The following is a 24,248-nucleotide window of genomic DNA, read 5'->3' on the forward strand; positions in this document are numbered from 1 at the left end:
GCCCTTCGGCGGGTGCGGGGGTGGCGGGTCAGGGGCGTTCGTAGACGGAGACGTGGTAGCCGCTGTCGCGGGTGAAGGGGGCACCGGTCCAGCTGCCCCAGCGCTCCTTGAGCCGCAGGCCGGCCCGGTCCGCCATCAGGTCGAGCTCGCCGTGGCCCGCGTACCGGAACTCCACGCGCAGGTGCCGGGTGCGCCCGTCCTCGTGGATCACGTAGTGCGAGCGGTAGCGCTGGGCCGACGGCTCGAGCGTCCGGTGGCACAGCACCAGGTGGTCCTCGCCCTCGGCGACGATCTCCGGTCCGGCCGCCGCTGCCAGGGCCTCGGGCACGTGGGCGTCCAGGACGAAGAGACCGCCCGGCGCGAGCCGGGCCGCCGCGGCCGCGAAGCAGCGTATCTGGGCGGCCTGGTCGGGCAGTTCGGCGAAGGTGCCGCCGGCCAGGTAGACCAGGCTGAAGCTCCCGGCGACCGGGACCTCGGTGAAGTCCCCGAGCGTCACCGGGATTCCGGCCCCGCCGGGCTTGGCGCGCAGCCGTCGCAGCATCGCCTCGGATCCGTCGACGCCGTGTACCTCGATGCCGTGCTCCCGCAGCGGCAGGGCGATCCGCCCGGTGCCGATGCCGAGTTCGAGCACCGGCCCCGGGCCGGCGAGAGCGGTGAGGGCCTCGACCGTGGCTCCGGTGACGCCCGGCTTCGAGAACCAGCGGTCGTAGTCGTCGGCGAACTCCCCGGCATAGCCAGGGCTCGACACCGGAGGTACGGGGTTCATACGGCTCCTACCCGAAGGGATGGGGATGGCCGGTGTGGCCGGCGGACGGCAGGGGGAGGGCTCCGGGGGCGAGCAGGCGCACCACCCGCACCCCCGCCTCACGGGCCGGCGCGGAGGTGCTCTCGACCAGGATCACGTCCCGGCCGGTGTGCCCGGCGAGCACGTCCAGCGGGTCCGTGCGTACGCCGCTGCCGGGGCGGAGCTCCGGGACCGGCCGTACGTCCCACAGGCCGAGGCTGTCCTGGCGGTGGTACGTCCACAGCGCGTGCTGGACGGCGGTGACGGGCGGGCTCGTACCGTGCCACTCGTCCCAGGCCCGGCGCGCGACCCGGGTCCGCATGCTCCACCGGACCATGACCGCCTCGTAGGCCGCCTTCTCCGCCAGGGCCCCGACGTTGTCCGCGGGACCGCAGCGCGCGCCGAAGGCCTGACCGGTGCCGTCGGGCCGGTGCAGGCACACCACGACGCAGGCGCATCCGGCCGGAGCCGGGACCCCGAAGGCCGTCGCCGTCAGCCCGCTCGACCGCAGGAACCCCGCCAGGGCCGGCGGCGGGGCGAAGGGGAGCAGGCTCGGCGGCCGGTCCGCGAGCCCGTACCAGCTGCGCCGGATCAGGTCGCGTTCGAGTACCTCCCAGGCCGCGTGCCGGGCCGCCGACATCACGTCGGGGTGCGCGGCGAGGCCCGTGGACCCCGACGACTGCGCGGCGTCGCAACCGGGCGGCGGACGGTGGTGGAGGAAGGCCGCGCCCGCCGGGACGAACACCTCCGCCCCCCGGACCGTCCGGCCGCGCACCCACAGCCGCCGGGTGTCCGCGCGTACCTGTGGCTCAACGGCGGGGATCCCCTCGCGGCGCAGCTCCTCCCGGGTGCCCACCAGCTCGGCGGCGGCCTCGGCCTCCCGGCCCGCCATCACGTTCCCGAGCCGCTCCAGCAGCTCCCCGCGGGCGCCCAGGGTGACCTGGTCCCGGTCGTGCCCCGCGGCACTGCCGACGAGCACCGGCGCCCCGCCGGCCGCGCTCGTCGTCTCGAACGCCGCCGAACGGGCCGCGACCCGGGCGAACAGCAGGTCCGGCTGCTGCGGATAGGGGGCGAACACCTGGGGAGCCCATGACGTCACGCGGACTCTCCGAGTACGCCGGCGCACTGCGCGAGCAGCCGCTGCCCGTGGGCGGTCAGCTTGCCGGAGTGGGAGTCCAGGGTCTCCACGGCCTGGTGCGCCGAGCCCAGGAGCCTGTCGTGCCGGGCCCCTACCGCCGGGTCCTCCAGAACCGCGAGCCGGCGGTACAGCAGCACGCTCCGGGCCAGTACGACGGTCTGCTGGAACAGGCCGGTCAGTGGCCGGGGGTCGGCCCGCAGCGGTGTCGCGACCAGCAGTTCCCCGCCCCCGCCCGGGGCGTCCGCGTCCGTGCCCTGCGGCTCGTCGGGGATCAGGAAGGGCTCCGTCAGGGCCGCCGCGTTGCAGCGGGTGTGGGTGCCCTCGTGCACCAGCGCCTCGGCGAACCGCACGGGGCCGGGCAGCCCGGCGGCACTGTCCGTCAGGCGGGCGCGGTGCACCAGGACGGCCCCGTGAACGGTGAAGTCCGTGAACCCGTCGATCGCCTCGCCGTCCAGCAGCGCGATCTCGGCGACGCTCTCCCGTACCTCGGCGGCGCCCTGCGGCCAGACCCGGGTCAGCAGGCCGACGGCCTGCGCCAGTGCCTCCCGCTCGGACTCCCGCCACACCACGACCTCGGCGGTGACCGGCCGGCCGTCGGCGCCCTGACGGGCCGGGACGGCCCGCAGCGCGCGGGCCACACTGCGGCTCAGATGGCCCTGCGGGTCGGCCGGTCCGAAGGCCGCGGACGGTGACACGCCCTCGAGTCGCGCCGCCAGCCTCCGCCGCCGCTCCGGGTCCAGCGGACCGGACCGCAGCGCCCGTCCGGCGGCGTGCACGACCTCGACCACCGCCGGATGGCGCAGTGCGGCGCGCTCCGGCGCCGCCAGCTCCGCCCGCTCGAGCACGCGCCGCATGCGGTGCAGCAGCTCCGTCCGCTCGTGGACGGCCCCCTTCGCATCCGGCTCGACGTGCATGTTCCCTCTCCCGGGTCGTGGGCGGCGACGTGCGGCGGGCCGGCAGGGCCCGCCGCACGCGGTGCGGATGTGCCGTCGGGACTAGTCGCGCGAGGGGATGTCAATCATCAGCGCGAGCTCGGGAAGGTCCTCGTCCACGAGCTGGTCGATTTCCTCGTTCATTGACACTCCCTTCACCTCACCGGCCCCACCGTGCTCGGTGGGATCCACCGGCAGCGTCATCGTCAGGGGCGGACCTGCCGCGGCCAAGGGTCAGCGGAGGCCCCCGACGGGTATCCGGACGGCGTCACGGAGGCCGGATTTCGGCTTGCCGAGGGCATCGGAGCCGGCGGCGCGGAGACCGGAAGCGAGCCGGGAGCCGGGCGGAGCCCGCTCCTCCGGGCCGCTGTGCGGACCGGTTCGGGCCATACCGCATATGCCCGGATCGGGCGAAGACGGCCGGATGAGGCGGCCTTTCGCCCGGCCGGAGGGGCAGGTAAATTCCGCATGCATTTGGCCGGGGAACCGCTGGAGGACACATACATGACGGGTGACTGGGAGGTCGGCGTCGACAGCCGTCGCTGCATCGGTTCGGGAGTCTGCGCGAGTGCCGCTCCCGCGCACTTCTCGATCGACACCGCCCGCCGGTCACGGCCGACCGCCGCCCGGGTCGCTCCCGACGAGGGCGTACTGAACGCGGCTTTCACCTGCCCGGTGGAGGCCATTTCGGTCGTCGAGCTGACGACCGGGCTGATGCTGTTTCCCGAAGAAGGGAGCCCGTCGTGATGGGCCCGTCGCCCTTTCCCGGCTCCTCCTCGGCCGCCGCGGACGTCTACGTCCTTTCCTTTCCCAAGTGCGGACGCACCTGGCTGCGGCTGCTGATGGCCAAGGCCATCTCCCTCGACTGGGGCCTCCCGATGGAGATGTGCCGGGACCTGCGGCTGGAGGAGTTCAGCGCGGCGCAGCCGCGCATCCCGGAGATCACCTTCTGGCACGACGACCGGGTCGGCTGGCGCACCCCCGGCCAGCTGTCCACGGACAAGGAGCACTACCGGGGCTCGCGGGTCGTGTTCCTGACCCGCGACCTGCGGGACACAACGGTCTCCTACTACTTCCAGCGCAGCCTGCGCCCGGACAACCCGTACGCCGGCCCGCTCGGGGATTTCATCGGCGAGAAGGAGGGGAGCCTGCGGACCTGTGTCGAGTTCTGGAACATCTGGTACGCCAGTCAGGGCGTTCCGAGCTCCTTCCTCCTCACCTCCTACGAACGGCTCGCAGCCGACACCCCCGGCGAACTCGCGCGGATCCTGGAGTTCTGCGGTCTCCCGCCGGCCGGTCCGCGGATCCTGCGGGAAGCGGTCGAATTCGCCGGCTTCTCCAGCATGCGCGCGATGGAGCTCAGCGACGCCCTGGACTCCGAACGCCTGCGGCCCGGAAGGCCGGGCGAGCCCGAGTCCTACAAGACCCGTCGCGGGATCATCGGGGGGTTCCGCGACTATCTGACGGATTCCCAGATCGGCGAGGTCGACGACCTGATCAGGACCGCCCTGGTACCCGAATGGCAGGCGCTGGCCTTCGCCGCGGACGCTCCCGCGGCGCCGTCGGGAGGATCCGCAGCCCCCTGTCAGTAGTAGCGCAGCAGCGTCGGCTCGGCGTGGCGTGCGTACGCCCCCATGGCCAGGCGCTGGTGAGCGGGCCGGGCCTTCTCCGCCCGGCGGATCGCCAGCAGGGTGCCCAGCGTCTCCTCGAAGTCGTCGTTGACGACGTGGTAGTCGTGCTCCGTCACGAAGTTGAAGTCGCGCAGCGCCATCGTGTGCCGCAGCTCCCGCTCCTCCTCGTTCTCACTGCCCCGGCCCGCGAGCCGCCGGTCCATCATTTCCACGCTGGGGGCCATGACGAAGATGCCGACGGTCTGTTCCGGGAAGCAGCGCCGGAGGTTCAGGTAGCCCTCGGGGCAGTAGTCGAGGAGCAGGTCCTGGCCCCGGCCGAGCGCCTCTTCGAGGGGCGCGCGCAGGGTGCCGTAGTACTCGTCGAAGGAGGGGTGGATCCACTGCGCGAACTCGCCGTTGCCGGCCATCTTGAGGAACTCGTCACGAGTCACGTGGTCGTAGTGCTCCTCGCCGGCTCCGGGCCGGGGCCGGCGCGTGGTCACGGACCGGGTGGTGACCAGGGTCGGATCGGCCTCGGCCATGGCGCGCGCGAGTGAGGTCTTCCCCGTGCCGGAAGGCCCGGACAACACGAACAGGCAGCCGGTGGGGCGGGTGAGGAACGGCTTCGGATCGACTGGCATGACTGGTATTCACCTCGTGATTCAAGGAAGTCGCGCCGCGGTCCTTTCGCGCCTCTCGGCCAGTGGGAGCGACACGTGACGCATGTCGGCGAGTGCCGTGGGCCGGGGGCTCACGGCACTCGCCGATGGATCAGAGTGCGGCTCAGCGGCCGGACTTGACCTTGTCCAGGCGCGGGCGGAGGCCCACAGAGTGGTTGCGCATGTCGAATCCCCCTCTCCATATCCGGTGAGAAAACCGCTGGCCCGGGGAATTCCGGAAGCGGCGTTCTCTCTGCAACGAGCATTTCCGATGCCCCGCTCCGGGGACAAGGGGTTGTCCGGATCCGGAAACACGGAAACACGGAAACGCCACCGGTGCCGCATGCCCCGCGCATTTCCGGCGGGCCGTCGCGATTTCCCGGGGCCCGCACGCTCCGGCCGGTTGCCCATTCCATCGGGCAACGGGAAACCCCTTGAGCCCTGGTGATCCCGGAGTGACGCTCCAGGAGATGACCACAGAAGAGGGGAAGGCCACCCATGACCTCGGCAACGAGCGAGAGCGCGCAGTCGACCGCGCAGTCGGGCGTGGACCCAATGCCGCGTACACCCTTCGGTGAAAGCGCCGCGGGCCCGGACCGGCGGGTGGCGGACCTGTCCCTGGCCTTCCGCGGCCGCACCGAAATCCGCCTGGCAGAGAACGAGATGCCGGGGCTGATGGCGCTGCGGGAGCAGTACGCGGGACAGGCGCCGCTGGCCGGAGCCCGGATCACCGGAACACTGCACATGACGGTGCAGACCGCGGTGCTGATCGAGACGCTGGTCGCGCTGGGCGCGCAGGTGCGCTGGGCCGGATCCAACGTGCTCTCGACCCAGGACGCGGCGGCGGCCGCCGTCGCGGTGGGTCCCGGAGGCGGCCAGGGCGGCCGGCCGGGCGTCCCGGTGTTCGCCTGGAAGGGCCAGAGCGCCGAGGAGTTCTGGTGGTGCGTCGAGCGCGCGCTGTGCTGGCCCGACGGGTCGGGGCCGAACATGCTCCTCGACGACGCGGCCGGTTCCACCCTGCTGCTCCATCAGGGCGTCGCCTACGAGCGGGCGGGCGCCGTTCCCGCCGCCGGGCGGGACGACGACGAGATGGACGCGGCCCTGCTGCGGCTGCTGGCCGCTGCCCGGATCACCGCACCGGGCCGGTGGAGCGCCATGGCCGCGGGTATCCGCGGGGTCACCGAGGAGACCACCACCGGCGCCCACCGGCTGCGCCGGCTGGCCGCGTCGGGGTCCCTGCTCTTCCCCGCGATCAGCGTCAACGACTCGGTGACGAAGTCGAAGTTCGACAACATCTACGGCTGCCGGCACTCCCTGATCGACGGCATCAACCGGGCCACCGACGTGCTGATCGGCGGCAAGACGGCGGTGGTGTGCGGTTACGGAGACGTGGGCAAGGGCTGTGCGGCGGCGCTGCGCGGCCAGGGCGCGCGCGTGGTGGTCACCGAGATCGACCCGATCTGCGCCCTCCAGGCCGCCATGGACGGCTACCAGGTCGCGACGCTGGACTCCGTGGTGGAGCGCGCCGACATCGTGGTGACCACGACGGGCAGCCGGCACGTCCTCACCGCCGGGCACCTCGCGCGCATGAAGCACCAGGCGATCGTCGGGAACATGGGCCACGCGGAGGGCGAGATCGACCTCGCGCAGCTGGCCGCGGTGCCCGGCGTCCGGCGGGAGACGATCAAGCCGCAGGTGGACGAGTGGACGTTCGAGGACGGGCACTCGCTGATCGTGCTGTCCGAGGGGCGGCTGCTGAACCTGGGCAACGCGACCGGACACCCGAGCTTCGTGATGTCGAGCTCCTTCGCCAACCAGGTCCTCGCGCAGCTCGAGCTGTACACCGGCGTCCGCGGCTACCCGCTCGGCGTGCACGCCCTGCCCAAGCACCTCGACGAGAAGGTCGCCCTGCTGCACCTGGACGCCCTGGGGGCCGAGCTGACCCCCCTGAGCGAAGCGCAGGCCGAGTACCTCGGCGTACCGGTGGGCGGCCCGTACAAGCCCGACTCGTACCGCTACTGATGGATGTGGGGTGCCTCACGCATGTCTCGAACCGATGACCTGACCCGGTGGCTGGGCCTGGAGCCCTGTGCCGACGGCGGCTGGGCGAGTGCCCCCGGCGGGCACGACTCCTACGACGGGAGCCTCCTGGACCACCGGGTCATGGCCTTCCGCACCCGGCTGCTGGACGCCGGACGCCCCCGCACCGGCTGGCGGCGCACGGACGCCGACACCGTACTCGTGCGCCATCCGCCGCACGGGCCGGACACCGTACTGCGGCTGTGGACCAGCGACGGGCGGGGGCGGCCGACCGCCCGCCCGCTAGGCGGTCACCCGTCCCCGGACGAGCCGTTCCAGCTGACCGTGCCCGGCGGCCAGTGGTACGCCCTGGAACTGCTGGAGGGGGAGGCCGGACTCTGGAGCGAGGCCGTCGTCCCGGGCATCGCCTTCGGGGAGGGCACGCAGCCGACGGCTCCCTGGCCGCCCACGGCGGAGGTGACGGAGCGGCGGGACGGGCGGCGGGCCGGGTCGAACGGGCAGCCGTTGCGCGAGCTCCTCGGGCTCACCCCCCATGTCGAGGGCGGCTACTTCCGCCAGTACTACGAGTCCACCGACGGCCTGGAGACCTCCCGGGGGCGGCGACCGCTGGCGAACACCATCCACTACCTGCTCGACCGGGACTCGCCGGTCGGATACCTGCACCTCAACAACGCCCACATCACCCACTTCCTGAACTCGGGCGGGCCCATCCAGTACCTGATGCTCTCGCCCGACGGCGAGGTGCACGAGGTGGTCATGGGGGAGGACGCGGCAGCCGGCCAGGTCCTGGCCTTCACCTGCCCGGGCGGCTGGTGGAAGTCCAGCCGCCTGCCGGAAGGCGTCTCCCACGGGCTGATCAGCGAGATCGTGGCGCCCGGATTCGACTACCGGGACCAGTCCCTCGCCAGCGCCGACCGGATCGCCGACCAGTACCCCGCCGCCATCGGGCGGCTGCGCCCGTCGATCCGCGGTTGAGACGGCGCCGCACTCAATCACTGGAGATCTGATGAACGACACGACGCACGGGCGGTTCCCCGCCTCCGAGAAGCTGCTGGCCCGAGCCGAGCGGGTGATCCCCGGCGGTGTCTGGGGCCACAACAAGTTCCCCGCCGTGTACGACCCCACAGAGTACCCGTGGTTCGCCGAACGCGGTGAGGGCGCCCGGCTGAAGGACGTCGACGGCAACTGGTACGTCGACTTCATGTGCGGCTACGGCACCATGGTCAACGGGTACGCCCGCCCCGAGGTCGACGACGCCGTCATGGAGCAGGCCCGCTCCGGCGACTGCCTCAGCCAGGCCACCGCGCGGTCGGTCGAACTGGCCGAGCTGCTCGTGGACACGGTGGACGGCGCGGCCTGGGCGGCCTGGGGCAAGGGCGGCTCCGACGCCACCTGGATCGCCCTGCTCACCGCGCGGGCGCACACCGGGCGGACCATGGTGGCCTGTGTGGACGGCGCCTACCACGGCTCCCACGGCTGGTGCGCGTGGTGCAACCCGGGCGAGGGCCGCCGGCCGTCCGACTCCCACGACGTGACGACCTTGCGCTGGAACGACGTCGCCGGGGTGGAGCAGCTCTTCGCCGAGCACGGCCCCCGGCTGGCCGCCGTCGTCATCACGCCCTTCCACCATCCGATCGCCGGCACCGCGGTCATGCCCGACCCGGCGTGGCTGCGCGCCCTGCGAGAGCACTGCGACCGCGCGGGCACCCTGCTCATCTCGGACGACGTCCGTGCCGGGTTCCACCTCGATCTGCGGGGCTCGCACGCCTACTTCGGCTTCCGTCCCGACCTGGTGGCCTTCTCCAAGGCGCTGGCGAACGGCTGGCCGGTCGCCGCCGTCACGGGCACCGAAGCGCTGCGGGAGGCCGCCGCCGGGATCTTCGTGGCCGGCACCTACTGGAACTCCGGCTCCTCGATGGCCGGCGCGATCGCCAATCTGCGGCTGATGAAGGAGGAGCGCAGCGTCGAGCGGATGCACGCCTCCGGCGGGAAGCTGGTGGCGGGCCTGCTCTCGCTCGGCGAGCTGAACGGGGTGCCGCTGCGGGTCTCCGGCCCGGTCACCATGCCCACCGTCACGGTGGACGGCGACCAGGACTTCGCCTGGATGCGCCGCTTCGCGGTCCACATGGCGGCCGAGGGATCCTTCGTCCACCCCATGCACAACTGGTTCGTCTCGGCCGCCCACGACGACGAGGTCATCGAGCAGAGCCTGGACCACGCGGCACGCGCGATCGTGCGGGCCCAGGAAGACCTGGGCGGCGCGTGAGCACCGTCACCGTCACCATCACCGGAGAACTGGACGCAGACCGCCTCGTCTCCTGGATATCCGGCGGGCCGGACGACCTGCGGGTGACCGTGACCTGCCGTGCCCCGACCGAGCTGCGCGTCGACGGCACGGACCTCGACCTCGACCTCGACCTCGACCTCGAACTCGCCGTGCCCGACCGGCTGCCCTGCGAGGCCTCCTGGTGGGCGGCGTCGGTGATCCGCCGCCGGCTGCGCCGGGTGCCCGACGCCGAGGCCTGCGCCTCCCCGGGCCTGGAGACCGTCCTGACCACCGGCCGGTGGCGGCACCCCGAGTCGCCGCCGGGCCCGGTCGACGCCGCCGGCGTGGTCCTGTTCAAACCCGGCATGGCCGTGGGCCCGCGGACCCTGCGGGAGCTGGCGCGGCGGCTGGCCGAATGCGGCTACCGCGCGGACCGGGCCCGCGTACTGGAGGACGAGGAGATCGCCCGTGGCGGTCTCGCGGCCGACCACTACCTCCCGCACGCCGAGCTGGCCCGGCGCGGGACACTGACCGCCGAGGAGCGGATCGCCTTCCTGCGGATCTACGACCGGCCGGAGTTCCGGAGCCGGTTCGGCGCCCGGCCGCAGGACCTGAGCGTGGCGTGCGCCTACGAGCTGCTCGCGAGCGGGCGGCTGTCCGCCGGGCAGATGGAGAAGTGGAGCACGGCCTCCGCCGAACTGCGCGGGCTCGACAGCGGGGCCGTGGACGGCCCCAACGAGATCGGCGACTGCCTCTTCGTCAACGTGTACCAGGATCACGCGGCCAAGGACGAAGAAGCCGTGGTCATCGTCAACCCCCACATGCCCGGGGTGCTCGGCCACCTGGAGGACACCGGCCACCGGGCGGTGGCGGTCCTGGTGGCCCCGGCCGGTGAACGGCCGCTGGACTGGGCACGGATGCGCCGCGAGTTCTGCGGCGTCACCGACCCGGCCCGGGCCCTGCCCGGCAGTCTGCGCGGGGACGCCCTCACCGGCCTCTTCCCGCTGCACGGGCCGGCGGGCGAACCGGTGCGCCGCACCAACAACGGAGTGCACCTGAGCAACGGCGCCGTCGAGGCCCTCCAGGACGCGCGCACCTGGTTCGGTCTGCCTCCCGCGCAGACCGTGACCGGGCAGGCGCTCCAGGCGTCCGGGCTGGACCCCGATGCCGTGCTGGCCCGTCCGTTCCTCGAACAGGCCGGCCGGCGCCGGGCCGTGGCGAGCGTGACCGACGGCCTCGGAGCCGCCGCGGCGGTCGCCGCGCTGACACCGGCCCGCCTCTGCGAGGTGGACGAGTTCCCGGGCAGCGCCGAGAGCGTACGGCGGGTGGATCTGGCATGGGGTCTGGCCGAACGGCTCGGGAAGGAACCCGGGGCGGTCGCGGTGCTCGCGACCGGCTCGGTGGGGCGCAACCTCGCCTGCCCCGATTCCGACCTCAATCTGCTCGTCCTCGTACGGCCGGGGCCGGCCGGGTCCGCCCGGACGCGCTCCGTCCGCCGGACGGTGGACGGAGTGGCGGTGACGGTCGAGCGGCTCGCCCTCGGCCGGGCCGAACTCCTGACCGGCGGGCGGCACATCGCCTCCGCGAGCTCGTTCGCCGTGGCCGCGCACCGGCTGGGCCTCGCAGCCCGGTTCGGCGGTCTGCCCCTGGTGGATCCCGAGGGGCACGGCCCGCGCCTGGCCGAGCGGGCCGCACGGCAGGAGGCGCCGCCCGCACTGCTGGCCGCCTGGCTGGAGGACGTGCTGCGCCGGGTGGAGCCGGCCCGCCACGCCGTCCCGGCCGGATGGGAGGAGGCCCGTACCGCCGCCTACGCGCTCGCCGTCGCCGCGCTGACCGTCGGGCCGACGCGCTTCCACAAACCCAAGTGGGTACCCGCGGACCTGCGTTCCGCCGGGCGGCCGGAGCTCTGGGACCTGCTGCGTCACGCGTGGCAGCTGGGAGATCCGGACGAGGCGCGGGTGCGGGCGGAGCTCCACGAAGCGCGCACGTCATCGGGCACCGACCGCCGTGTCCTCGCCGACGCCGGCAGCCTGCTGGCCGCCGGGCGTCCCACCGACGCCCTCTTCTGCGCCCGTTACGCCGCATCCGGGCGGAGCGGGGGAGCGCGTACCGCGCGGCCGGTCCCGGGCCGCCCGCCGGCAGCGCTCACCGAGCGGCTCGCCGAATTCACCGGGAAGGAACTCGAGAAAATGTTGTCCATCGATTAGGAAACGGACAACCTCTTGATGATCTCCGCGTGAGACGCAAAACTTTGTTGCGAGGGGAAAACCGCTCCGGAAAACCACTACGGAAATCCGGGACGGAATTCCAGTCGGCTGACTGTCCTATTGATGAAAGGGGGTGAAGAGAATGCGTAACCACGCTGTGGGCCTCCGCCCGCGTCTGGACAAGGTCAAGACCGGCCGCTGAGCCGAGTCGAATTGACTCCAGTGCCGCCGCGGCGCATGGCCGCGGCGGCACTCTCCGTACTTCTCCTTTCTCTGTTTTCTCTGTTTTCTCTGTGCGAGGATTCCTGATGACACCTGCCGATCGGATATCGGTCATCACTGCGGTCGATGACCGCCTGAAGACAACGAGCATCTGCCTCGGCGTGGCATACGGAGCGCGCCACGACCCGCCGGACCGCGGCGGTCTGGCCCATGTGCTGGAGCACGTACTGATGTCCGCGCCCCTTCCCGGTGTCGGGCCCCTCGTGCAGCACATCGAAGGCCGGGGAGGCAGCGCCAACGCCGAGACCGGCCTGGAACAGATGCTGTTCCACCTCCAGGTCGACGCGGACGACGCGGACCAGGCCGTGGACCTGCTGCTGCGCGCCGTGCTCGCGCCCGAACTGGACGCCGCGACCCTCGACACCGAACGGGCCGCCGTGCTCCAGGAGCTCGCGGCCGCCGAAGCCGACCCGATGGACACGGTTCAGGACGCCTTCCTCTCCGCGCTCTTCCCCGGCCACCCGCTGGGCCGGCCCGTGGGCGGCACGGTCGCCGAGATCGCCGCCATGGACCTCGAAGGCGTGGCACGCGGACACCGCGAATCCCTGCTCACCAGCCCCATGACCCTCGCCGTGGTGGGCCCGAGGGTTCCCCGCGGGCTGCGCGCCACCGGGAACGCCCCCCGCTCCACCGCGGCGTCCCGCCCGCCGGTCCCGCTCGGCCCGCCCCGCCGGGCCGAGCCCGTCTGGCCCGAGGAGTTCGCCTGGGTCGCGGTGGGCGGCCGGTCCACCGGACTGACCGAGGGGAAGCGCCACCACTACGCCGTGCTGGCGAACCTCTTGGGCGGCCACGCCTCCTCGGTGCTCTACCGCCGGCTCCGCGTGGACGCCGGCCTCGCCTACTCCTTCCAGGCATGGGACCGGGGCTACGTCGAGGCGGGCGCCTGGCGCGTCCTGATCGGCGTGGAAAGCGGGAACGGCCCCGAGGCGGTCGCCATCGTCATCCGGGAACTGGACGCACTGGCGACGACCGGCCCCACGGACGCGGATCTCGACGCCGCCCGCCGGCACGCCCGCATGGGTCTGCTGCGCGACACCGAGATGCCCCTGGAACACGCGCGGCTCCTCGCGTCGCGAGCGCTGTTCCACGAGGCCTGGGACGTGGACGGCGAGCTGCGGGAGATCGCCGCCGTCACCCGGGACGACGTACGCGCCGCGGCCTCGTCGCTCCGCGACGACCTGGTCACCGTGGTCCGCCCGGAGGCGAAGTGAACACCACCGACACCACCGACACGACCGCCGGGACCGGTCCGGCCTCCCAGGCACCCTCGCCCCGCTACCTCGCCGCAGCGCAAGAGGCAGGACTCCTCCACCGGCTGCACGGCCACCCGTTCGTGGCGGGGGAGCAGCACGACCCCCAGCTCGACGAGCGGGAGCTCCTCGTCGAGTTCTGCGCGGACGAAATCCTGTCGGACGCCCCGCGGCTGGAGGAGGCCCTGGCCGTCGCCGGACTGTCCGAGACCGGCCCGGGCGTGGTCACCGTACGGGCCCCCGCCCACATCCGGCTCGACGGCCCGTGGCAGCGCCACCTCACCTACCTGAGGTACTCGGGCCGGCCCCCGCAGGACGGTCAGGCGGCCTCGCCCCTCACCGTCCGTCCGGCCGACCCCGGGACCGACACCGCCGACCTCATCCGCTGGCTCGCCCAGGCCCTGGCCAACGGCAACGCCGAACAGGGTGTCGCGACCGGCCCCGGAGCGGGCGAGACCTTCGCGCGCGAGGTCGTGGACGCCCCTGACCGCTTCTCCTACGTGGCCTGCCGCGAAGGACGCCCGGTCGGCCACGCCACGCTGCTGTGCGCGGCCGACGATCCGGTGACCGGCCGCGACCACGTCGAACTCGTCGATGTGCTCGTCGAGGAACCGCAAGGGCCGCGCAGCGAAGCCGCCCACGCGCTGACGGCAGCCGCGATGGCCCACGCGCACCGGGCGGGGCTCCCCCTGATCGGTCACGTCGTCCACCCCGCCCCGCACGTCGCCGCGGGGCACGGCGACAGGATCGTGGCCTCCCTCGTCGCACGCGGCTGGGCGGTCGACCACGTCTTCTGGCGGCGAAGCCACGACAAGGGCGGTGCGTGAGATGGACCTCGCGATGTTGTACGACGTACTGGACGTGTCCCCGGAACAGGGGCCGGGCCGGCTGCTCTTCACCGCCCGCAAGGCGCACTACACCCTGCCCTACCTCGTGCTGTCCGCGCTGGAGCGGGAGGGCTGCGCCATGAGCGAGGCCGCTCGCGGGGAACTGGCCCGCGCCCGGCGGCGCGCCCGCCACTACGAGGAGGTGCTCACCCGGGTCACCGCCCAGGTGCCCGCGCAGGTCATCAAGGGGCCGCTGCTCGCCCGTACCTACCCCGAAGGCCTGCTCCGCCCCCAGGGCGACCTGGACCTGGTCACCGAGGGCGAGCCGGACCTGTGGAACGCGGTCCGGCTGCTGACGAAGGACAACCCGCCGCAGTACGCGGGCGTCTCCGTGCTCGGCGCGCCGACCCGCCACGTGGTGGTGACGCTGACCTGGCAGCCCGAGGACCCCCTCCTCGATCCCGAGCTCCGCGTCGAGATCGCCACGGCCGCCCTGGTCGGCGACCAGCAGTCCGTGCCCATCCGGCCCGCGATGCCCGCCGATACGCTGACCGCCAATCTGCTGGCCCTGGCCGAAGAGCGGTTCCAGCGCCCCTTCCACGCGCGTGACGCCATCGACGTCCACATGCTCGGGAACACCGAACCGCCCAGCCTGGACGGCCTGGTCTCAGCGGCGGCCGACTACCATCTGGCGCCCGAACTGCGGGAGTTGCTGGACTACGCCGCACAGCGGGTACCGGTCGGCCACCTCTCCGCCCTCGGCCCGGCCCTGGAACCGGCCGACCGGGAGGAACGGGCACGCCGCGCCACCCGTCCCGAGTCACCGGCCCCGGCCCCGGCCACCGGCGTCCGCGCGGCCCTCGAGGCCGGCGTTCCGCTGTACGGGATGCCGCTGGGGCGCGTCACCGGCCGTACGGACCGGGACCGCGTACGCGTCCACCACTTCGGGGACGGCGCCCTGTTGCTCACCCCGGTCGGGGACTACCTCCTGGTGACGGGGGAGACCGTCGCGCAGGAGCAGTACGACGCGGCGCTCCAGGAGGCCGGCCTGCTGGCGGAGGAGACGCCGTGACGGCCGTGGAGACCCGTGCGCTGACGCGGCGGTACGGCAACGCCAAGCGGGGTGCCGAGGACGAGGTCCCCGCCCTGCGCGAAGTGGACCTGACGGTCGAACGGGGCGAGGTCTACGGCCTGCTGGGACCCAACGGAGCCGGCAAGACGACCCTCTGCCGGATCCTGTCGACCATCCTGCTCCCCACCTCGGGAACCGCCCGCGTCATGGGCCACGACGTGGTCCAGGAGGCCGACCGGGTCAAGGGCGTCATCGGCATCGTCTTCGGCGGGGAGCGCGGGCTGTACACGCGGCTCACGATCCGCGACAACCTGCGCTTCTGGGCGGCGCTCTACGGACTGCACGGCAACGACCTGCGGCGCCGCTGCGACGCGCTCCTGGAGCGGATGGGCCTGGGCGACCGGGCCGACGACCGGGTGGACACCCTGTCCCGGGGCATGAAGCAGCGACTGCACCTGGCCCGGGGCCTGGTCGCCGATCCGCCGCTGCTCATCCTCGACGAGCCCACCGTCGGCATGGACCCGGTCGCCGCCCAGGACTTCCGGGTCCTGGTCGAAGGACTCAAGGCGGACGGGCGCACCGTCGTGCTCACCACCCACGACATGGCCGAGGCGGAGGCCCTGTGCGACCGGGTGTCCGTCTTCGACCGCGGCAGGATCGTCACCACCGGCGCACCGGCCGAGATCGGCGCGCTGATCTCCCGCTACGAGCAGGTGGACGCCGTCGGTGTCCCCGCCGGGGTCGCCGCCGCCCTGGCGGACGTCCCGGGTGTCGTCGCGGTCCGGCCCCTCGAGAGGGACCGGACCCGGATCGAGACGCAGGACGCGGGGGCCACCCATGTGGTCCTGCGGCTCCTGGTGGAGGCCGGGGTGACGGGCATCTCCACCGGCCGCCCCACGCTGGAAGAGGTCTATCTGCACGTCATCGGCGAGCGGGGCATGGCGGTGGACGGATGAGGCTGTTCCTCACCGCCGCGCGCTTCCAGCTCCGGCTGGCGTGGCGGTCGCCCGACACCGTCCAGGTGTGCGTGACCGCCCCCCTGCTGACCATCGTCTTCCTGGCGATCAGTGACCACGCCGGGCGCGCGGACCTCTCGCCGTACGCCGTGGTCGCGCCGACCCTGATGTCGCTGTGGCTCCTCGCCCTCTACACCGCGGGCGAACTCATCAACGTGGAGAGGTCCCTCGGCACCCTGGAGGGACTGGTCGCCGCTCCGGCCCGCTTCGAGGTCCTCGTGATGGGCCGGATGTGTGCGGTCACCGCGATCGGCGCGGTCTCCTTCGCGGAGTCGTGGCTCGTCGCCGGACTGGTCTTCGACCGCTGGCTGGCCTTCCCGCACCCGGCCGTCACCGCCGCCTGCGTGCTGGCGACCGGCTTCGCCACGGCCGGCACCGCGAGCATCCTCACCTCCCTGTTCGTCCTGATGCCCTCCGCGCGCATCATCCAGAACACCCTCAGCTACCCGTTCTACCTGCTGGGCGGCGTCCTGGTGCCGGTCGCCTCGCTGCCCGCCTGGCTACGGCCGGAGTCACGGGCCGTGTTCCTGTCCTGGTCCGCCGATCTGCTGCGCGACAGCCTCGCGCCCGCCCCCGTCAGCCATGCCGTACTCCGGCTCGCGGTGATCCTCGGCCTCGGCGCCATCGGGTTCGGGCTGGGCCTGGTGCTGCTGCGCCGGGTCCTCGACCGGGTGTGCCGCCTCGGCACCCTGTCCCAGACGTGAGGTGGTGAACCTTGTCCGCACAAGCAGTACAGCCAGTACCGCCCGTACAGCCCATGCAGCCCGTACACCCCCTGCGCGTCATCAGGCACAGCGCGGTGAACGCCTTCGCCGACATGCGGGCCGTCTACACCTGGAAGACCTGGACCTTCGGCTGGCTCGGCCGGATGCTGGCACAGGTCACCTTCTTCGTCCTGCTGGGACGGCTGGTCGGAGGCCCGGACCAGGCCAGGTACCTGATCGTGGGCAACGCCCTGATGACCTGCGTGATCGAGTCGTTGACGGTCGTGGCGTCCTCCACGTGGGAGCGCGCCGCGGGCACCCTCCCGCTCCTGGCCGCGGCGCCGGCGAAACCCACCTGGGTCTTCCTCGGCCGCAGCCTCCAGTGGCCCATCAGCGGCACCGGGACCTCGCTGGTGGCCCTCTTCGTCCTCGGCCCGGCCTTCGGAGTGAGCTGGACCGCCGCCCAGGTGCCGGTGGCCGTCGTCCTGGTCGTGCTCACAGCGGTCGGTACGTATTTCCTCGGGCTGTTCCTGGCCGCGCTCGTACTGAACGCGGGCAGTGTGCGCAATGTCGTCTCCAACGCCGGCTATCTGCTGATGATGGCGGTGTGCGGGGTCCAGGTGCCGGTCGGCTACTGGCCCGAATGGGTCGGCTGGATCGCCCGGGCGATCCCGCTCACCCACCTCCTCGGGGCCCTGCGTTCCCTCACCGACGGCGCGGACCTCGCCACGGTTTCCGGCGAGGCGGCCGTCGGGCTGCTCGTGGGGCTGGCCTGGCTCGGCGCCGCCCACCTGATGTTCGAAGCCCTGCTGAGACGGGGCAGACGGGCCGGGACGATCGACTTCGCGTCCTGACACCCCGCCCTGGTCCCCACCCCCCACTCGTACGAATGAAAGGCAGTCACCCGTGCGCGGCATTCTCGTCTCGTTCCTCGGTGCCGACGGGATCGGCAAGTCCACTCTGGTGGACTCCATAGCGGAATCCCTGGAGGCCGAAGGCGTCAAGGTGCGCCACGTGTCCTGGCGCCGGGTCATCGAGGAAGCGGACACCTCGTGGCCCGTGGACGGTCTCCAGGAACTGTGGCTCGAGGCGTTCCGCACGCTGGTCGGCGGAGCCCGGACGGCCTCGGGCCCGCTGAGCCTGCCCCGCGACTACGGGGAATGGGTCTCCGGCGGCTGGGAGGCGACCCTCGCGGAGACGGAGCTGAACGGCGTCGGGCCCGCCGGCCCGCTGGCCTCCGCCCTGGTGGGCCTGGCCGGGGGCGTCCTGCTCGCCGGGGACGCGGTCGAGCCCGCGCTGGAGCGGGGCGAGGTGGTGCTACAGGAGACCTTCCCCTTCAAGCAGGTACTCAAGAAGATCTTCGTATGCCGTCGCATCGTCGGTGACGACCCCGGCTGGACCGCGGTTCTGGACCGGATGCAGGTCATGGTCGAGGACGTCTTCGGCAGCCGGGTCTTCCAGCCCGACGTCGGCGTGCTGGTCGACGGACCGCTGGACATGGCCTTCCAGTGGCGGATGGCCCAGTCCGGACAGGTCGGCGTCCTGGAGGACTACCGCGTCGCGGGGGACAGCGGCGAGGCCGGGTACCTCCAGATGCAGCAGGAGTCGGTCGAGGTCTTCCGGCGGCTGGCCGGGCAGTGGGACTGGCTGGTCCACCAGGTGGACGGCGCCGGCCTCGAGTCGAACCTCCGCCGCGGCAGGGCCATGGTCCTGGGCCACCCCGCGCTCCAGGGCTTCCTGGACTCCCGATCGCGCTGACCGCCGCCGCGAGCGCACCACCGAAGAAGAGAGAGGACACCGCGATGCACCCCACCTTCGCCGACCTTGCACTGGCCGACTGGAACGACGTCGACTCCGTGGCCAAGTTCAGCGCAGAGGCCTTCGCCGCCTTCGACGAAGACCCGGACCTGCTGCCGCGCATGCTGCGGTCCCTGCGCACCGACCAGCACCTGCGCCCCATGTGCGAGAGCTACGACTTCATGGACAAGCTCGTGCTCCACGACGACCGCAAGGCCAACATCCGCATACGCGTCCACTTGTTCCGGCCGGGATACTTCGACCGCCCGCACAACCACCGGTGGACCTTCGCGACGAAGATCCTGCGGGGCAGCTACGTCCACCGCCTGTACGGCCGGGACGATCAGCTGATCGAGGGGGTCGACTCCGACGCCCTGGAACCGCTCGTCCAGCGGGTGGAGGGCGAGGGGGACAGCTACGTGCTGCACCACAACACCGTGCACGCCATCCAGGCCGACGCAGGTACGGCCTCCCTGCTGGTCCGCGGGCCCGCCGCCAAGGACCGGCTGCTCTTCGTCGACCGGGCGAAGCGGACCAGCTACTGGGTGTACGGCGCGGATCACGAGACGCCCGAGCAGCGCCGGGACAAGAGCATGACGGACGATCAGCTGGACGGGGCGATCACCCGTGCGCTGGCCCTGGTCGGGCGCTGACCGGCTGGGGGAAAACGCCTACGCGGCGGCCAGCTCCGCCGCGTAGGCGGCGAGCAGGGTGTTGCAGCGATAGCCGCCGGAGGCCGTCGGCTGCAGGAGGTTGACCTGGCACAGGAGCTGCGCCAGGCGCACGGCGAGGTCTTCGGGAACTCCGAGGACGCGGGCCGCGCCCTGCGGCGAGATGTCCTCCGGCGCGGCCGCGCCGATCAGCCGGAAGGCACGCGCCACGTCCTGCGGCAGGCTCCGGTACGACCAGGAGAACACGGCGCGCACCGAGGCGGCGGTATCGCCCGCGCAGCTGAGGAAGTCCAGCCGCCCTCGCGGGTCCGACAACTCCCCGACCACCCCCTCCAGGCAGTCCTGCGGGCCGGCCGAGAAGTGCTCGGCGGCGATGCGCAGGGCCAGCGGCAGGTGGCCACAGCGGTCGGACAGGGCGGAAACCGCCTCGGGGCGCGCGCCGTGGAGCGCAGCGCCGGCGACGCCGCGCAGGAGCGCGGAGGCGTCCTCGCAGGAGAGCGGCCCCAGGGACAGCCGGGCGGCGCCGTCCCGCGCCACCAGCCCGGCCAGCCGGTTGCGGCTGGTGACGAGCACCATGCAGCCGGGGGCGCCGGGAAGCAGCGCGCGGACCTGATCGGCGGTGGCCGCGTCGTCCAGGACGATGAGCATCCGGCGCCCGGTGAGCGCGGTCCGGTACAGCGCGGCCCGGTCCCACAGGCCGGCCGGTATCGCGTGGTCGTCGATCCCCACCGCACGCAGACTGGCGGCGAGCACGTCGTCCGGGGCGGCGGGCGCCGCGGCCGGCCCGTGCGCCCGCAGGTGGTGGAAGAGCACACCGTCGGGGAACAAGGCGGCGTTGCGATGCGCCCACTTGAGGGCCAGGGCGGTCTTCCCGACGCCGGGCATACCGTCGATCACGACCAGGGGCATGGCGCGGTACGGGTGGTCCGGCCGTGACGCGGCCCTGTCCAGCGCGGCCGTCTCCCCATGGCGCCCGATGAAATGGGCCCTGTCCAAAGGAAGTTGCGCGGGCCGCTGGAACGCCGTGCGCGCGCTGCGCGCGGTGCTCACGGAGCAGTGGGCGGCGAGCAGTTCACCGGATGCCTCCAGGGCCTCGTCGCACCGGCGGGCCAGGTCCTCCGAAGCCCGCTTCCCGCCGGTCTCGATCTTGCTGAGATGCCCCTTGCTGTAATGCGTCAGTTTCGACAGCTCGGTGAGGGAGACTCCCTGCCCCAGCCGTCGTTCCCGCAGTTCGTGCCCGAAAGCCATATGCGGTTGCCCCAATCCTCGAGTTCAGTGGTGGGGATCCAGCTTGTGCGGGCGCACTGGCGCACCGCTTACGCACGGCTAACGTTCCGCTGATGAGGGTCGGGCACGAGGAGGTCGAGCGGGTTGGAGGAGGTGGGCCCTGCCGTTAGGCGGCGGGCTTGCCGGGCTGGTCGTGGGTGGAGCAGTGGATGCCGCCGCCGCCCGAGGCGATGGTGTCGATCCTGACCGGCACGACGTCCCGCTTGGGGAAGTGCTCCCGCAGGATCCCCCGGGCACGGTCGTCGGCCTTCGAGTCGCCGAAGCGGGGCATGAAGACGGCGTCGTTGGCGACGTAGAAGTTGGCGTACGTCGATACGAAGTCGTCGCCGCGGCCCGTGATCCTGTCGAGGTCGGGCTGCGGCAGGTCGATGACCTCCAGGCGCCGTCCCCGGGCGTCGGTCGCCTTGGTGAGAACGGATTTCGCCTGGTCGGCCGAGCGGGACCAGGAGTCGGCCGGCATGCCGGGGAACGCCCTGTCCAGGAGGACCACACCGGGCGCGGTGAACCGTACGAGGCTGTCCACGTGTGCGTCGGTGATGTCCTCGCCGCGTACGCCGGCCAGCCAGATCACTTTCTCGATGCCCAGGGTCTGCTTGAGCTCGGCTTCGATCCGGTCCCGGTTCTTGCCGCGGTTGCGGTTGTCGTTGACGATCGAGCTCTCCGTGACCAGGAGGGTGCCCTCGCCGTCGGTCTCGAAGGAGCCTCCCTCGGCCACCAGCGGTGCCTGGGTGCGGGGGATCCCGTACTTCTGCGACAGGGTGCGGCCGACCTGGGCGTCGTTCTTGTGCTCCTGCTTGTTGCCCCAGCCGTTGAAGTTGAAGTCGACGCCGATCACCTTGCCGCCCTCTTCCACGAACACCGGCACGGTGTCACGGGCCCACAGGTCGTCGACCTCCAGGGGGACGACCTCGACCTCCGAGCCGCACGCCTTCTGGGCCGCGGCCTGCTGATCGGGCCTGGCCATCAGCACGACGTGCTCGTACTCCGCGATCGCCCGTGCCACGCGGGCGATGTCCTCCCGGACGTAGGGCAGGTCCTCCTCCCAGACGGAGGTCAGGGCGGGCCAGGACATGAAGGTGCGCGTGTGGCTTTCCCACTCGGCGCCCAGCCTCCGGGCTCCGGCGGGCTTGGAGGCTGGGCCGGTGGCGGCGATGGAGGAACCAGGCTGCGCCGCCTCGCCGGGGCCGCACGCCGAGGCGCCGAGGGCGAGCATGCCGAAACCGGCGAACGTGCGCAGGGCCGTACGGCGGGTGGGGGGAAGGTCGGACATGGGTGACTCCGATCGTGAACCGCGGGGACGCATGGCGCAGGGATCGGCAGGCGCCATGTCGCCACTGTGGCACTGACTGAATTTTCAGTCAATTCTGGGGCGGCGTGTCGGCTGGGAAGGCGTGCGTCCTGTCGGCCGGGGCGGCTCGGTGCGGGCGACCCTCCTCAGCGCCGCGCCAACTGGCCCAGGTACTCCAGTTCCACTTCGACGGCTTCCAGCATGAGCTCGCGGGCGTGCGTCACGTGCAGCACGCCGCTGAGCCAGCGCATGCTGAGCCCTTCGAGCAGCGCGGTGAGCCGTTCGGCGGAGGCCGTGAGGGTGGGGGCCGGTGTCATCGGCTGCGCGCACGCCAGGAGGAAGGCCACTTCCTGGACCCAGCTCAGGCTGGCTTTGGCCAGGTCCTCCCGCAGCTCGGGCTCGAAGATCGCGCTGGCGCGCAGTTCCCCCCACGCCGTGCTGTTCTCGCGCACCGCGGCGATGTCCTGGAATTCGAGCAGGAGGGACTGCTCCAGGGTCGTGCGCGGGTCGGACGGGGATGCGTCCAGGTCGTCGAGGCCGCCCGTGTACCGTTCCGCCCGGTCGTTGATGAACTCCAGGGTGCGACGGAGGATGCCGGCCCGGTCCTTGAAGTGGTAGTAGACGAGCGCTGTGGACACCCCGGCTTCGGCCGCGAGCTCCTCCACGCGCAGCCCGCGGACCCCGCGCCTGGCTATGAGCCGGGCGGCCGCCTCCAAGATCGCCGTTCTGCGGTCCGTCACTGCCTGATCCCTCCGGGTAGTCGCAGCGAACATCGTCTCACATTGACTGAATCTTCAGTTAGCGGCACCATGCGGGGCACTGCATTTCGTCCACATCGCCGAAAGAGCCACCGCATGTCCGCTCAGCTTCCCGGAGTGCACCCCGCCCACCAGCCCCTGTCCGCCGACGACCCCGATGAGATCGGCGGCTACCGACTCCGTGCCCGGCTGGGATCGGGCGGCATGGGGGTGGTGTACCTGGCCCACACCCCGGGGGGCCGCCCGATCGCCTTGAAGGCGGTGCGTGCGGACTTCGCCGGAGATCCCGAATTCCGCCGGCGCTTCGCCCAGGAGGTCGCCAGCGCCCGGCGCATCCACGGCCTGTTCACCGCGCAGGTGGTGGATTCGGGGGTGGACGCTCCCACCCCGTGGCTGGCCACCGCCTATGTGCCCGGCCCGTCCCTCCAGCAGGTGGTGCGGCGCCACGGTCCGCTGCCGACGCGCACGGTGCTGCTGCTCGTCGCGGGCATCGCCGAGGCGCTCCAGGCGATCCACCGGGCCGGGGTGGTCCACCGGGACCTCAAGCCCGCCAACGTCCTGATCGCCGAGGACGGCCCCCGGGTGATCGACTTCGGCATCGCGCGCGCGGTCGACGCCACCGCGCTGACCGGCGTAGGGCTGCGGATCGGCACCGCCGCGTTCATGGCACCGGAGCAGGCGATGGGTCTGGACGTCACGGCGGCGACCGATGTCTTCGCACTCGGAGCGCTCGCGGCGTACGTGGCCGGGGGAGCGCCGCCGTTCGGGGCCGGAGCGGAGTCGGCCGCCTTGTACAGGGTGGTTCACGAGCAGCCCGACCTCACCAGGGTGCCGCGTGACCTGCACGATCTCCTGTCGTGGTGTCTGGCCAAGGGGCCCGGCGACCGTCCCACGCCCACTGATCTGATCTCGGCCGCACATGCCCATCCCGCCGTGGACCACCGTCCGGAGTTCACCGACGGCTGGCTCCCCCACCAGGTCAGCAGGGAGATATCCGGGCAGGCCGAGCAGTCCACCCCGACTCATGACCAGCTCACCCTGACCGCCCCGGCGACCCCGTCCGCGCACCCCGCCGGTGGCGTTCGGTCGGATCCCCCTCCCCGTCGAGCCCGCCGACGCGGACGCCGGCCGCCCGTCACCGCGCTGATCGCGGCCGCCGCGCTGGTGGCGGCGGGCGGCGCCGCCTACTACGCGGCGCCGCCCGCCTACGACGTGGACGATCCGGGGGAGCAGCCTGCGCCGGCTGCCGCCTTCGCGGCCGGCTACGCGAACGCCGAACTGACATCCCCGGATCCCACCTACGAGTTCGATCTCAAGGCGGGAAAGGTGGTCCCGGCGGATACGGCCACCTGGTACCTGGCGCGCAGCCAGACCGGGTTCGTCACCCCCGAGGACAGTGACGCCTTCATCGCGGCCGGGGACGAGTTGAGCCCCGCCGACTGCGTACGGGGGGTCGAGACGCAACCGGTGACCACGATCGCGTTCAGCGGTCTGAGCGGTGAGCGCCCGTTCTGCGTCCGCAGCGCCGACCGGAAGGACGTCGCCATCGTGCGCCTGATCGAGGCCGCAGCGGGCGGTGGGTCCGTCACGGTGGAGGTGAGCCACCACAGGAGGGCGGGGTGACATCCCCGTACCCAGGTGGTCAGGAGCGGCCGGGTAA

23 protein-coding genes are annotated in these 24,248 nt (G+C 72.5%); 15 read left to right on the top strand and 8 right to left on the bottom strand.

Going from position 1 to position 24,248, the window contains the following annotated elements:
* Positions 1-28 precede the first annotated feature (28 nt).
* The 4 genes from OOK34_RS25180 to OOK34_RS25195 form a co-directional block, all read right to left on the bottom strand.
* Entirely contained in the window at positions 29-766 is a 738-nt protein-coding gene (locus OOK34_RS25180; RefSeq protein ID WP_267036122.1) for a class I SAM-dependent methyltransferase, read from the bottom strand.
* Between the two features lie 7 nt (positions 767-773).
* On the bottom strand, positions 774-1,883 hold the full coding sequence (locus tag OOK34_RS25185; protein WP_267036123.1) for a YcaO-like family protein: 1,110 nt from the start codon (positions 1,881-1,883) through the stop codon (positions 774-776).
* Positions 1,880-2,836 (bottom strand): HEXXH motif-containing putative peptide modification protein, encoded by a 957-nt coding sequence (locus OOK34_RS25190; protein WP_267036124.1) that lies wholly within the window; start codon positions 2,834-2,836, stop codon positions 1,880-1,882. The genes OOK34_RS25185 and OOK34_RS25190 overlap by 4 nt, the downstream gene beginning before the upstream one ends.
* A gap of 81 nt (positions 2,837-2,917) precedes the next feature.
* Complete coding sequence (locus OOK34_RS25195) at positions 2,918-3,058, bottom strand: hypothetical protein (RefSeq protein ID WP_267036125.1); 141 nt, start codon at positions 3,056-3,058, stop codon at positions 2,918-2,920.
* A gap of 300 nt (positions 3,059-3,358) precedes the next feature.
* Between OOK34_RS25195 and OOK34_RS25200 the strand changes: the two genes are divergently transcribed.
* Both OOK34_RS25200 and OOK34_RS25205 read left to right on the top strand, forming a co-directional pair.
* Positions 3,359-3,601: a ferredoxin gene (locus OOK34_RS25200; protein WP_267036126.1), complete on the top strand. Its 243-nt coding sequence runs from the start codon at positions 3,359-3,361 to the stop codon at positions 3,599-3,601.
* Positions 3,601-4,446: a sulfotransferase domain-containing protein gene (locus OOK34_RS25205; protein ID WP_267036127.1), complete on the top strand. Its 846-nt coding sequence runs from the start codon at positions 3,601-3,603 to the stop codon at positions 4,444-4,446. Before OOK34_RS25200 ends, OOK34_RS25205 begins: the two co-directional genes overlap by 1 nt.
* Here OOK34_RS25205 and OOK34_RS25210 read toward each other — a convergent pair.
* Positions 4,440-5,105 carry a guanylate kinase gene (locus tag OOK34_RS25210; RefSeq protein WP_267036128.1) on the bottom strand — a complete coding sequence of 222 codons (666 nt, stop codon included), beginning with the start codon at positions 5,103-5,105 and terminating at the stop codon, positions 4,440-4,442. The two genes, OOK34_RS25205 and OOK34_RS25210, sit on opposite strands and share 7 nt — an antisense overlap.
* 573 nt (positions 5,106-5,678) lie before the next feature.
* On the opposite strand from OOK34_RS25210, the gene ahcY reads away from it, so the two are divergent.
* The 12 genes from ahcY to OOK34_RS25270 all read left to right on the top strand — a co-directional run bounded on the left by ahcY (position 5,679) and on the right by OOK34_RS25270 (position 19,237).
* Positions 5,679-7,145, top strand: a complete 1,467-nt coding sequence (ahcY, locus tag OOK34_RS25215; RefSeq protein ID WP_267036900.1) for an adenosylhomocysteinase — start codon at positions 5,679-5,681, stop codon at positions 7,143-7,145.
* Positions 7,146-7,166: 21 nt separating this feature from the next.
* A complete protein-coding gene (locus OOK34_RS25220; protein ID WP_267036129.1) occupies positions 7,167-8,138 on the top strand; it encodes a cupin domain-containing protein in 972 nt (323 codons plus the stop codon).
* Positions 8,139-8,169: 31 nt separating this feature from the next.
* Positions 8,170-9,429 carry an aminotransferase class III-fold pyridoxal phosphate-dependent enzyme gene (locus OOK34_RS25225; RefSeq protein ID WP_267036130.1) on the top strand — a complete coding sequence of 420 codons (1,260 nt, stop codon included), beginning with the start codon at positions 8,170-8,172 and terminating at the stop codon, positions 9,427-9,429.
* Positions 9,426-11,636 carry a hypothetical protein gene (locus OOK34_RS25230; RefSeq protein WP_267036131.1) on the top strand — a complete coding sequence of 737 codons (2,211 nt, stop codon included), beginning with the start codon at positions 9,426-9,428 and terminating at the stop codon, positions 11,634-11,636. Before OOK34_RS25225 ends, OOK34_RS25230 begins: the two co-directional genes overlap by 4 nt.
* 308 nt (positions 11,637-11,944) lie before the next feature.
* A complete protein-coding gene (locus OOK34_RS25235; protein ID WP_267036132.1) occupies positions 11,945-13,129 on the top strand; it encodes a pitrilysin family protein in 1,185 nt (394 codons plus the stop codon).
* Complete coding sequence (locus tag OOK34_RS25240) at positions 13,126-13,995, top strand: hypothetical protein (protein WP_267036133.1); 870 nt, start codon at positions 13,126-13,128, stop codon at positions 13,993-13,995. Before OOK34_RS25235 ends, OOK34_RS25240 begins: the two co-directional genes overlap by 4 nt.
* 1 nt (position 13,996) lies before the next feature.
* A complete protein-coding gene (locus tag OOK34_RS25245) occupies positions 13,997-15,067 on the top strand; it encodes a nucleotidyltransferase family protein (protein WP_267036901.1) in 1,071 nt (356 codons plus the stop codon).
* Positions 15,064-16,023 (top strand): ABC transporter ATP-binding protein, encoded by a 960-nt coding sequence (locus tag OOK34_RS25250; protein WP_267036134.1) that lies wholly within the window; start codon positions 15,064-15,066, stop codon positions 16,021-16,023. Before OOK34_RS25245 ends, OOK34_RS25250 begins: the two co-directional genes overlap by 4 nt.
* Positions 16,020-16,787: an ABC transporter permease gene (locus OOK34_RS25255; RefSeq protein ID WP_267036135.1), complete on the top strand. Its 768-nt coding sequence runs from the start codon at positions 16,020-16,022 to the stop codon at positions 16,785-16,787. Before OOK34_RS25250 ends, OOK34_RS25255 begins: the two co-directional genes overlap by 4 nt.
* Before the next feature lie 53 nt (positions 16,788-16,840).
* A complete protein-coding gene (locus OOK34_RS25260; RefSeq protein ID WP_267036136.1) occupies positions 16,841-17,641 on the top strand; it encodes an ABC transporter permease in 801 nt (266 codons plus the stop codon).
* 52 nt (positions 17,642-17,693) lie between these two features.
* Positions 17,694-18,545, top strand: coding sequence for a hypothetical protein (locus OOK34_RS25265; protein WP_267036137.1), 852 nt, complete (start codon positions 17,694-17,696; stop codon positions 18,543-18,545).
* Positions 18,546-18,589: 44 nt separating this feature from the next.
* The gene (locus tag OOK34_RS25270) at positions 18,590-19,237 is read left to right on the top strand and encodes a hypothetical protein (RefSeq protein WP_267036138.1); all 648 of its coding nucleotides are present in this window, start codon (positions 18,590-18,592) and stop codon (positions 19,235-19,237) included.
* Positions 19,238-19,255: 18 nt separating this feature from the next.
* On the opposite strand, the gene OOK34_RS25275 is transcribed toward OOK34_RS25270, so the two are convergent.
* From OOK34_RS25275 to OOK34_RS25285, 3 genes are all read right to left on the bottom strand, one after another.
* Positions 19,256-20,503 (bottom strand): helix-turn-helix domain-containing protein, encoded by a 1,248-nt coding sequence (locus OOK34_RS25275; RefSeq protein ID WP_267036139.1) that lies wholly within the window; start codon positions 20,501-20,503, stop codon positions 19,256-19,258.
* 145 nt (positions 20,504-20,648) lie between these two features.
* Complete coding sequence (locus OOK34_RS25280) at positions 20,649-21,812, bottom strand: agmatine deiminase family protein (protein ID WP_267036140.1); 1,164 nt, start codon at positions 21,810-21,812, stop codon at positions 20,649-20,651.
* 164 nt (positions 21,813-21,976) lie between these two features.
* The gene (locus OOK34_RS25285) at positions 21,977-22,570 is read right to left on the bottom strand and encodes a TetR/AcrR family transcriptional regulator (protein ID WP_267036141.1); all 594 of its coding nucleotides are present in this window, start codon (positions 22,568-22,570) and stop codon (positions 21,977-21,979) included.
* 114 nt (positions 22,571-22,684) lie between these two features.
* Between OOK34_RS25285 and OOK34_RS25290 the strand changes: the two genes are divergently transcribed.
* The gene (locus OOK34_RS25290) at positions 22,685-24,211 is read left to right on the top strand and encodes a serine/threonine-protein kinase (protein ID WP_267036142.1); all 1,527 of its coding nucleotides are present in this window, start codon (positions 22,685-22,687) and stop codon (positions 24,209-24,211) included.
* Positions 24,212-24,248 lie beyond the last annotated feature (37 nt).

Source organism: Streptomyces sp. NBC_00091 (assembly GCF_026343185.1).
GTDB lineage: Bacteria > Actinomycetota > Actinomycetes > Streptomycetales > Streptomycetaceae > Streptomyces.

Bases quoted from the DNA above. Each gene is read 5' to 3' on its own strand.
- OOK34_RS25255 (WP_267036135.1), top strand. From the start codon at position 16,020: ATGAGGCTGTTCCTCACCGCCGCGCGCTTCCAGCTCCGGCTGGCGTGG.
- OOK34_RS25190 (WP_267036124.1), bottom strand. From the start codon at position 2,836: ATGCACGTCGAGCCGGATGCGAAGGGGGCCGTCCACGAGCGGACGGAG.
- ahcY (WP_267036900.1), top strand. From the start codon at position 5,679: ATGCCGCGTACACCCTTCGGTGAAAGCGCCGCGGGCCCGGACCGGCGG.
- OOK34_RS25220 (WP_267036129.1), top strand. From the start codon at position 7,167: ATGTCTCGAACCGATGACCTGACCCGGTGGCTGGGCCTGGAGCCCTGT.
- OOK34_RS25275 (WP_267036139.1), bottom strand. From the start codon at position 20,503: ATGGCTTTCGGGCACGAACTGCGGGAACGACGGCTGGGGCAGGGAGTC.
- OOK34_RS25260 (WP_267036136.1), top strand. From the start codon at position 16,841: ATGCAGCCCGTACACCCCCTGCGCGTCATCAGGCACAGCGCGGTGAAC.
- OOK34_RS25225 (WP_267036130.1), top strand. From the start codon at position 8,170: ATGAACGACACGACGCACGGGCGGTTCCCCGCCTCCGAGAAGCTGCTG.
- OOK34_RS25235 (WP_267036132.1), top strand. From the start codon at position 11,945: ATGACACCTGCCGATCGGATATCGGTCATCACTGCGGTCGATGACCGC.
- OOK34_RS25180 (WP_267036122.1), bottom strand. From the start codon at position 766: ATGAACCCCGTACCTCCGGTGTCGAGCCCTGGCTATGCCGGGGAGTTC.
- OOK34_RS25245 (WP_267036901.1), top strand. From the start codon at position 13,997: ATGGACCTCGCGATGTTGTACGACGTACTGGACGTGTCCCCGGAACAG.
- OOK34_RS25200 (WP_267036126.1), top strand. From the start codon at position 3,359: ATGACGGGTGACTGGGAGGTCGGCGTCGACAGCCGTCGCTGCATCGGT.
- OOK34_RS25210 (WP_267036128.1), bottom strand. From the start codon at position 5,105: ATGCCAGTCGATCCGAAGCCGTTCCTCACCCGCCCCACCGGCTGCCTG.
- OOK34_RS25195 (WP_267036125.1), bottom strand. From the start codon at position 3,058: ATGACGCTGCCGGTGGATCCCACCGAGCACGGTGGGGCCGGTGAGGTG.
- OOK34_RS25205 (WP_267036127.1), top strand. From the start codon at position 3,601: ATGGGCCCGTCGCCCTTTCCCGGCTCCTCCTCGGCCGCCGCGGACGTC.
- OOK34_RS25290 (WP_267036142.1), top strand. From the start codon at position 22,685: ATGTCCGCTCAGCTTCCCGGAGTGCACCCCGCCCACCAGCCCCTGTCC.
- OOK34_RS25270 (WP_267036138.1), top strand. From the start codon at position 18,590: ATGCACCCCACCTTCGCCGACCTTGCACTGGCCGACTGGAACGACGTC.
- OOK34_RS25280 (WP_267036140.1), bottom strand. From the start codon at position 21,812: ATGTCCGACCTTCCCCCCACCCGCCGTACGGCCCTGCGCACGTTCGCC.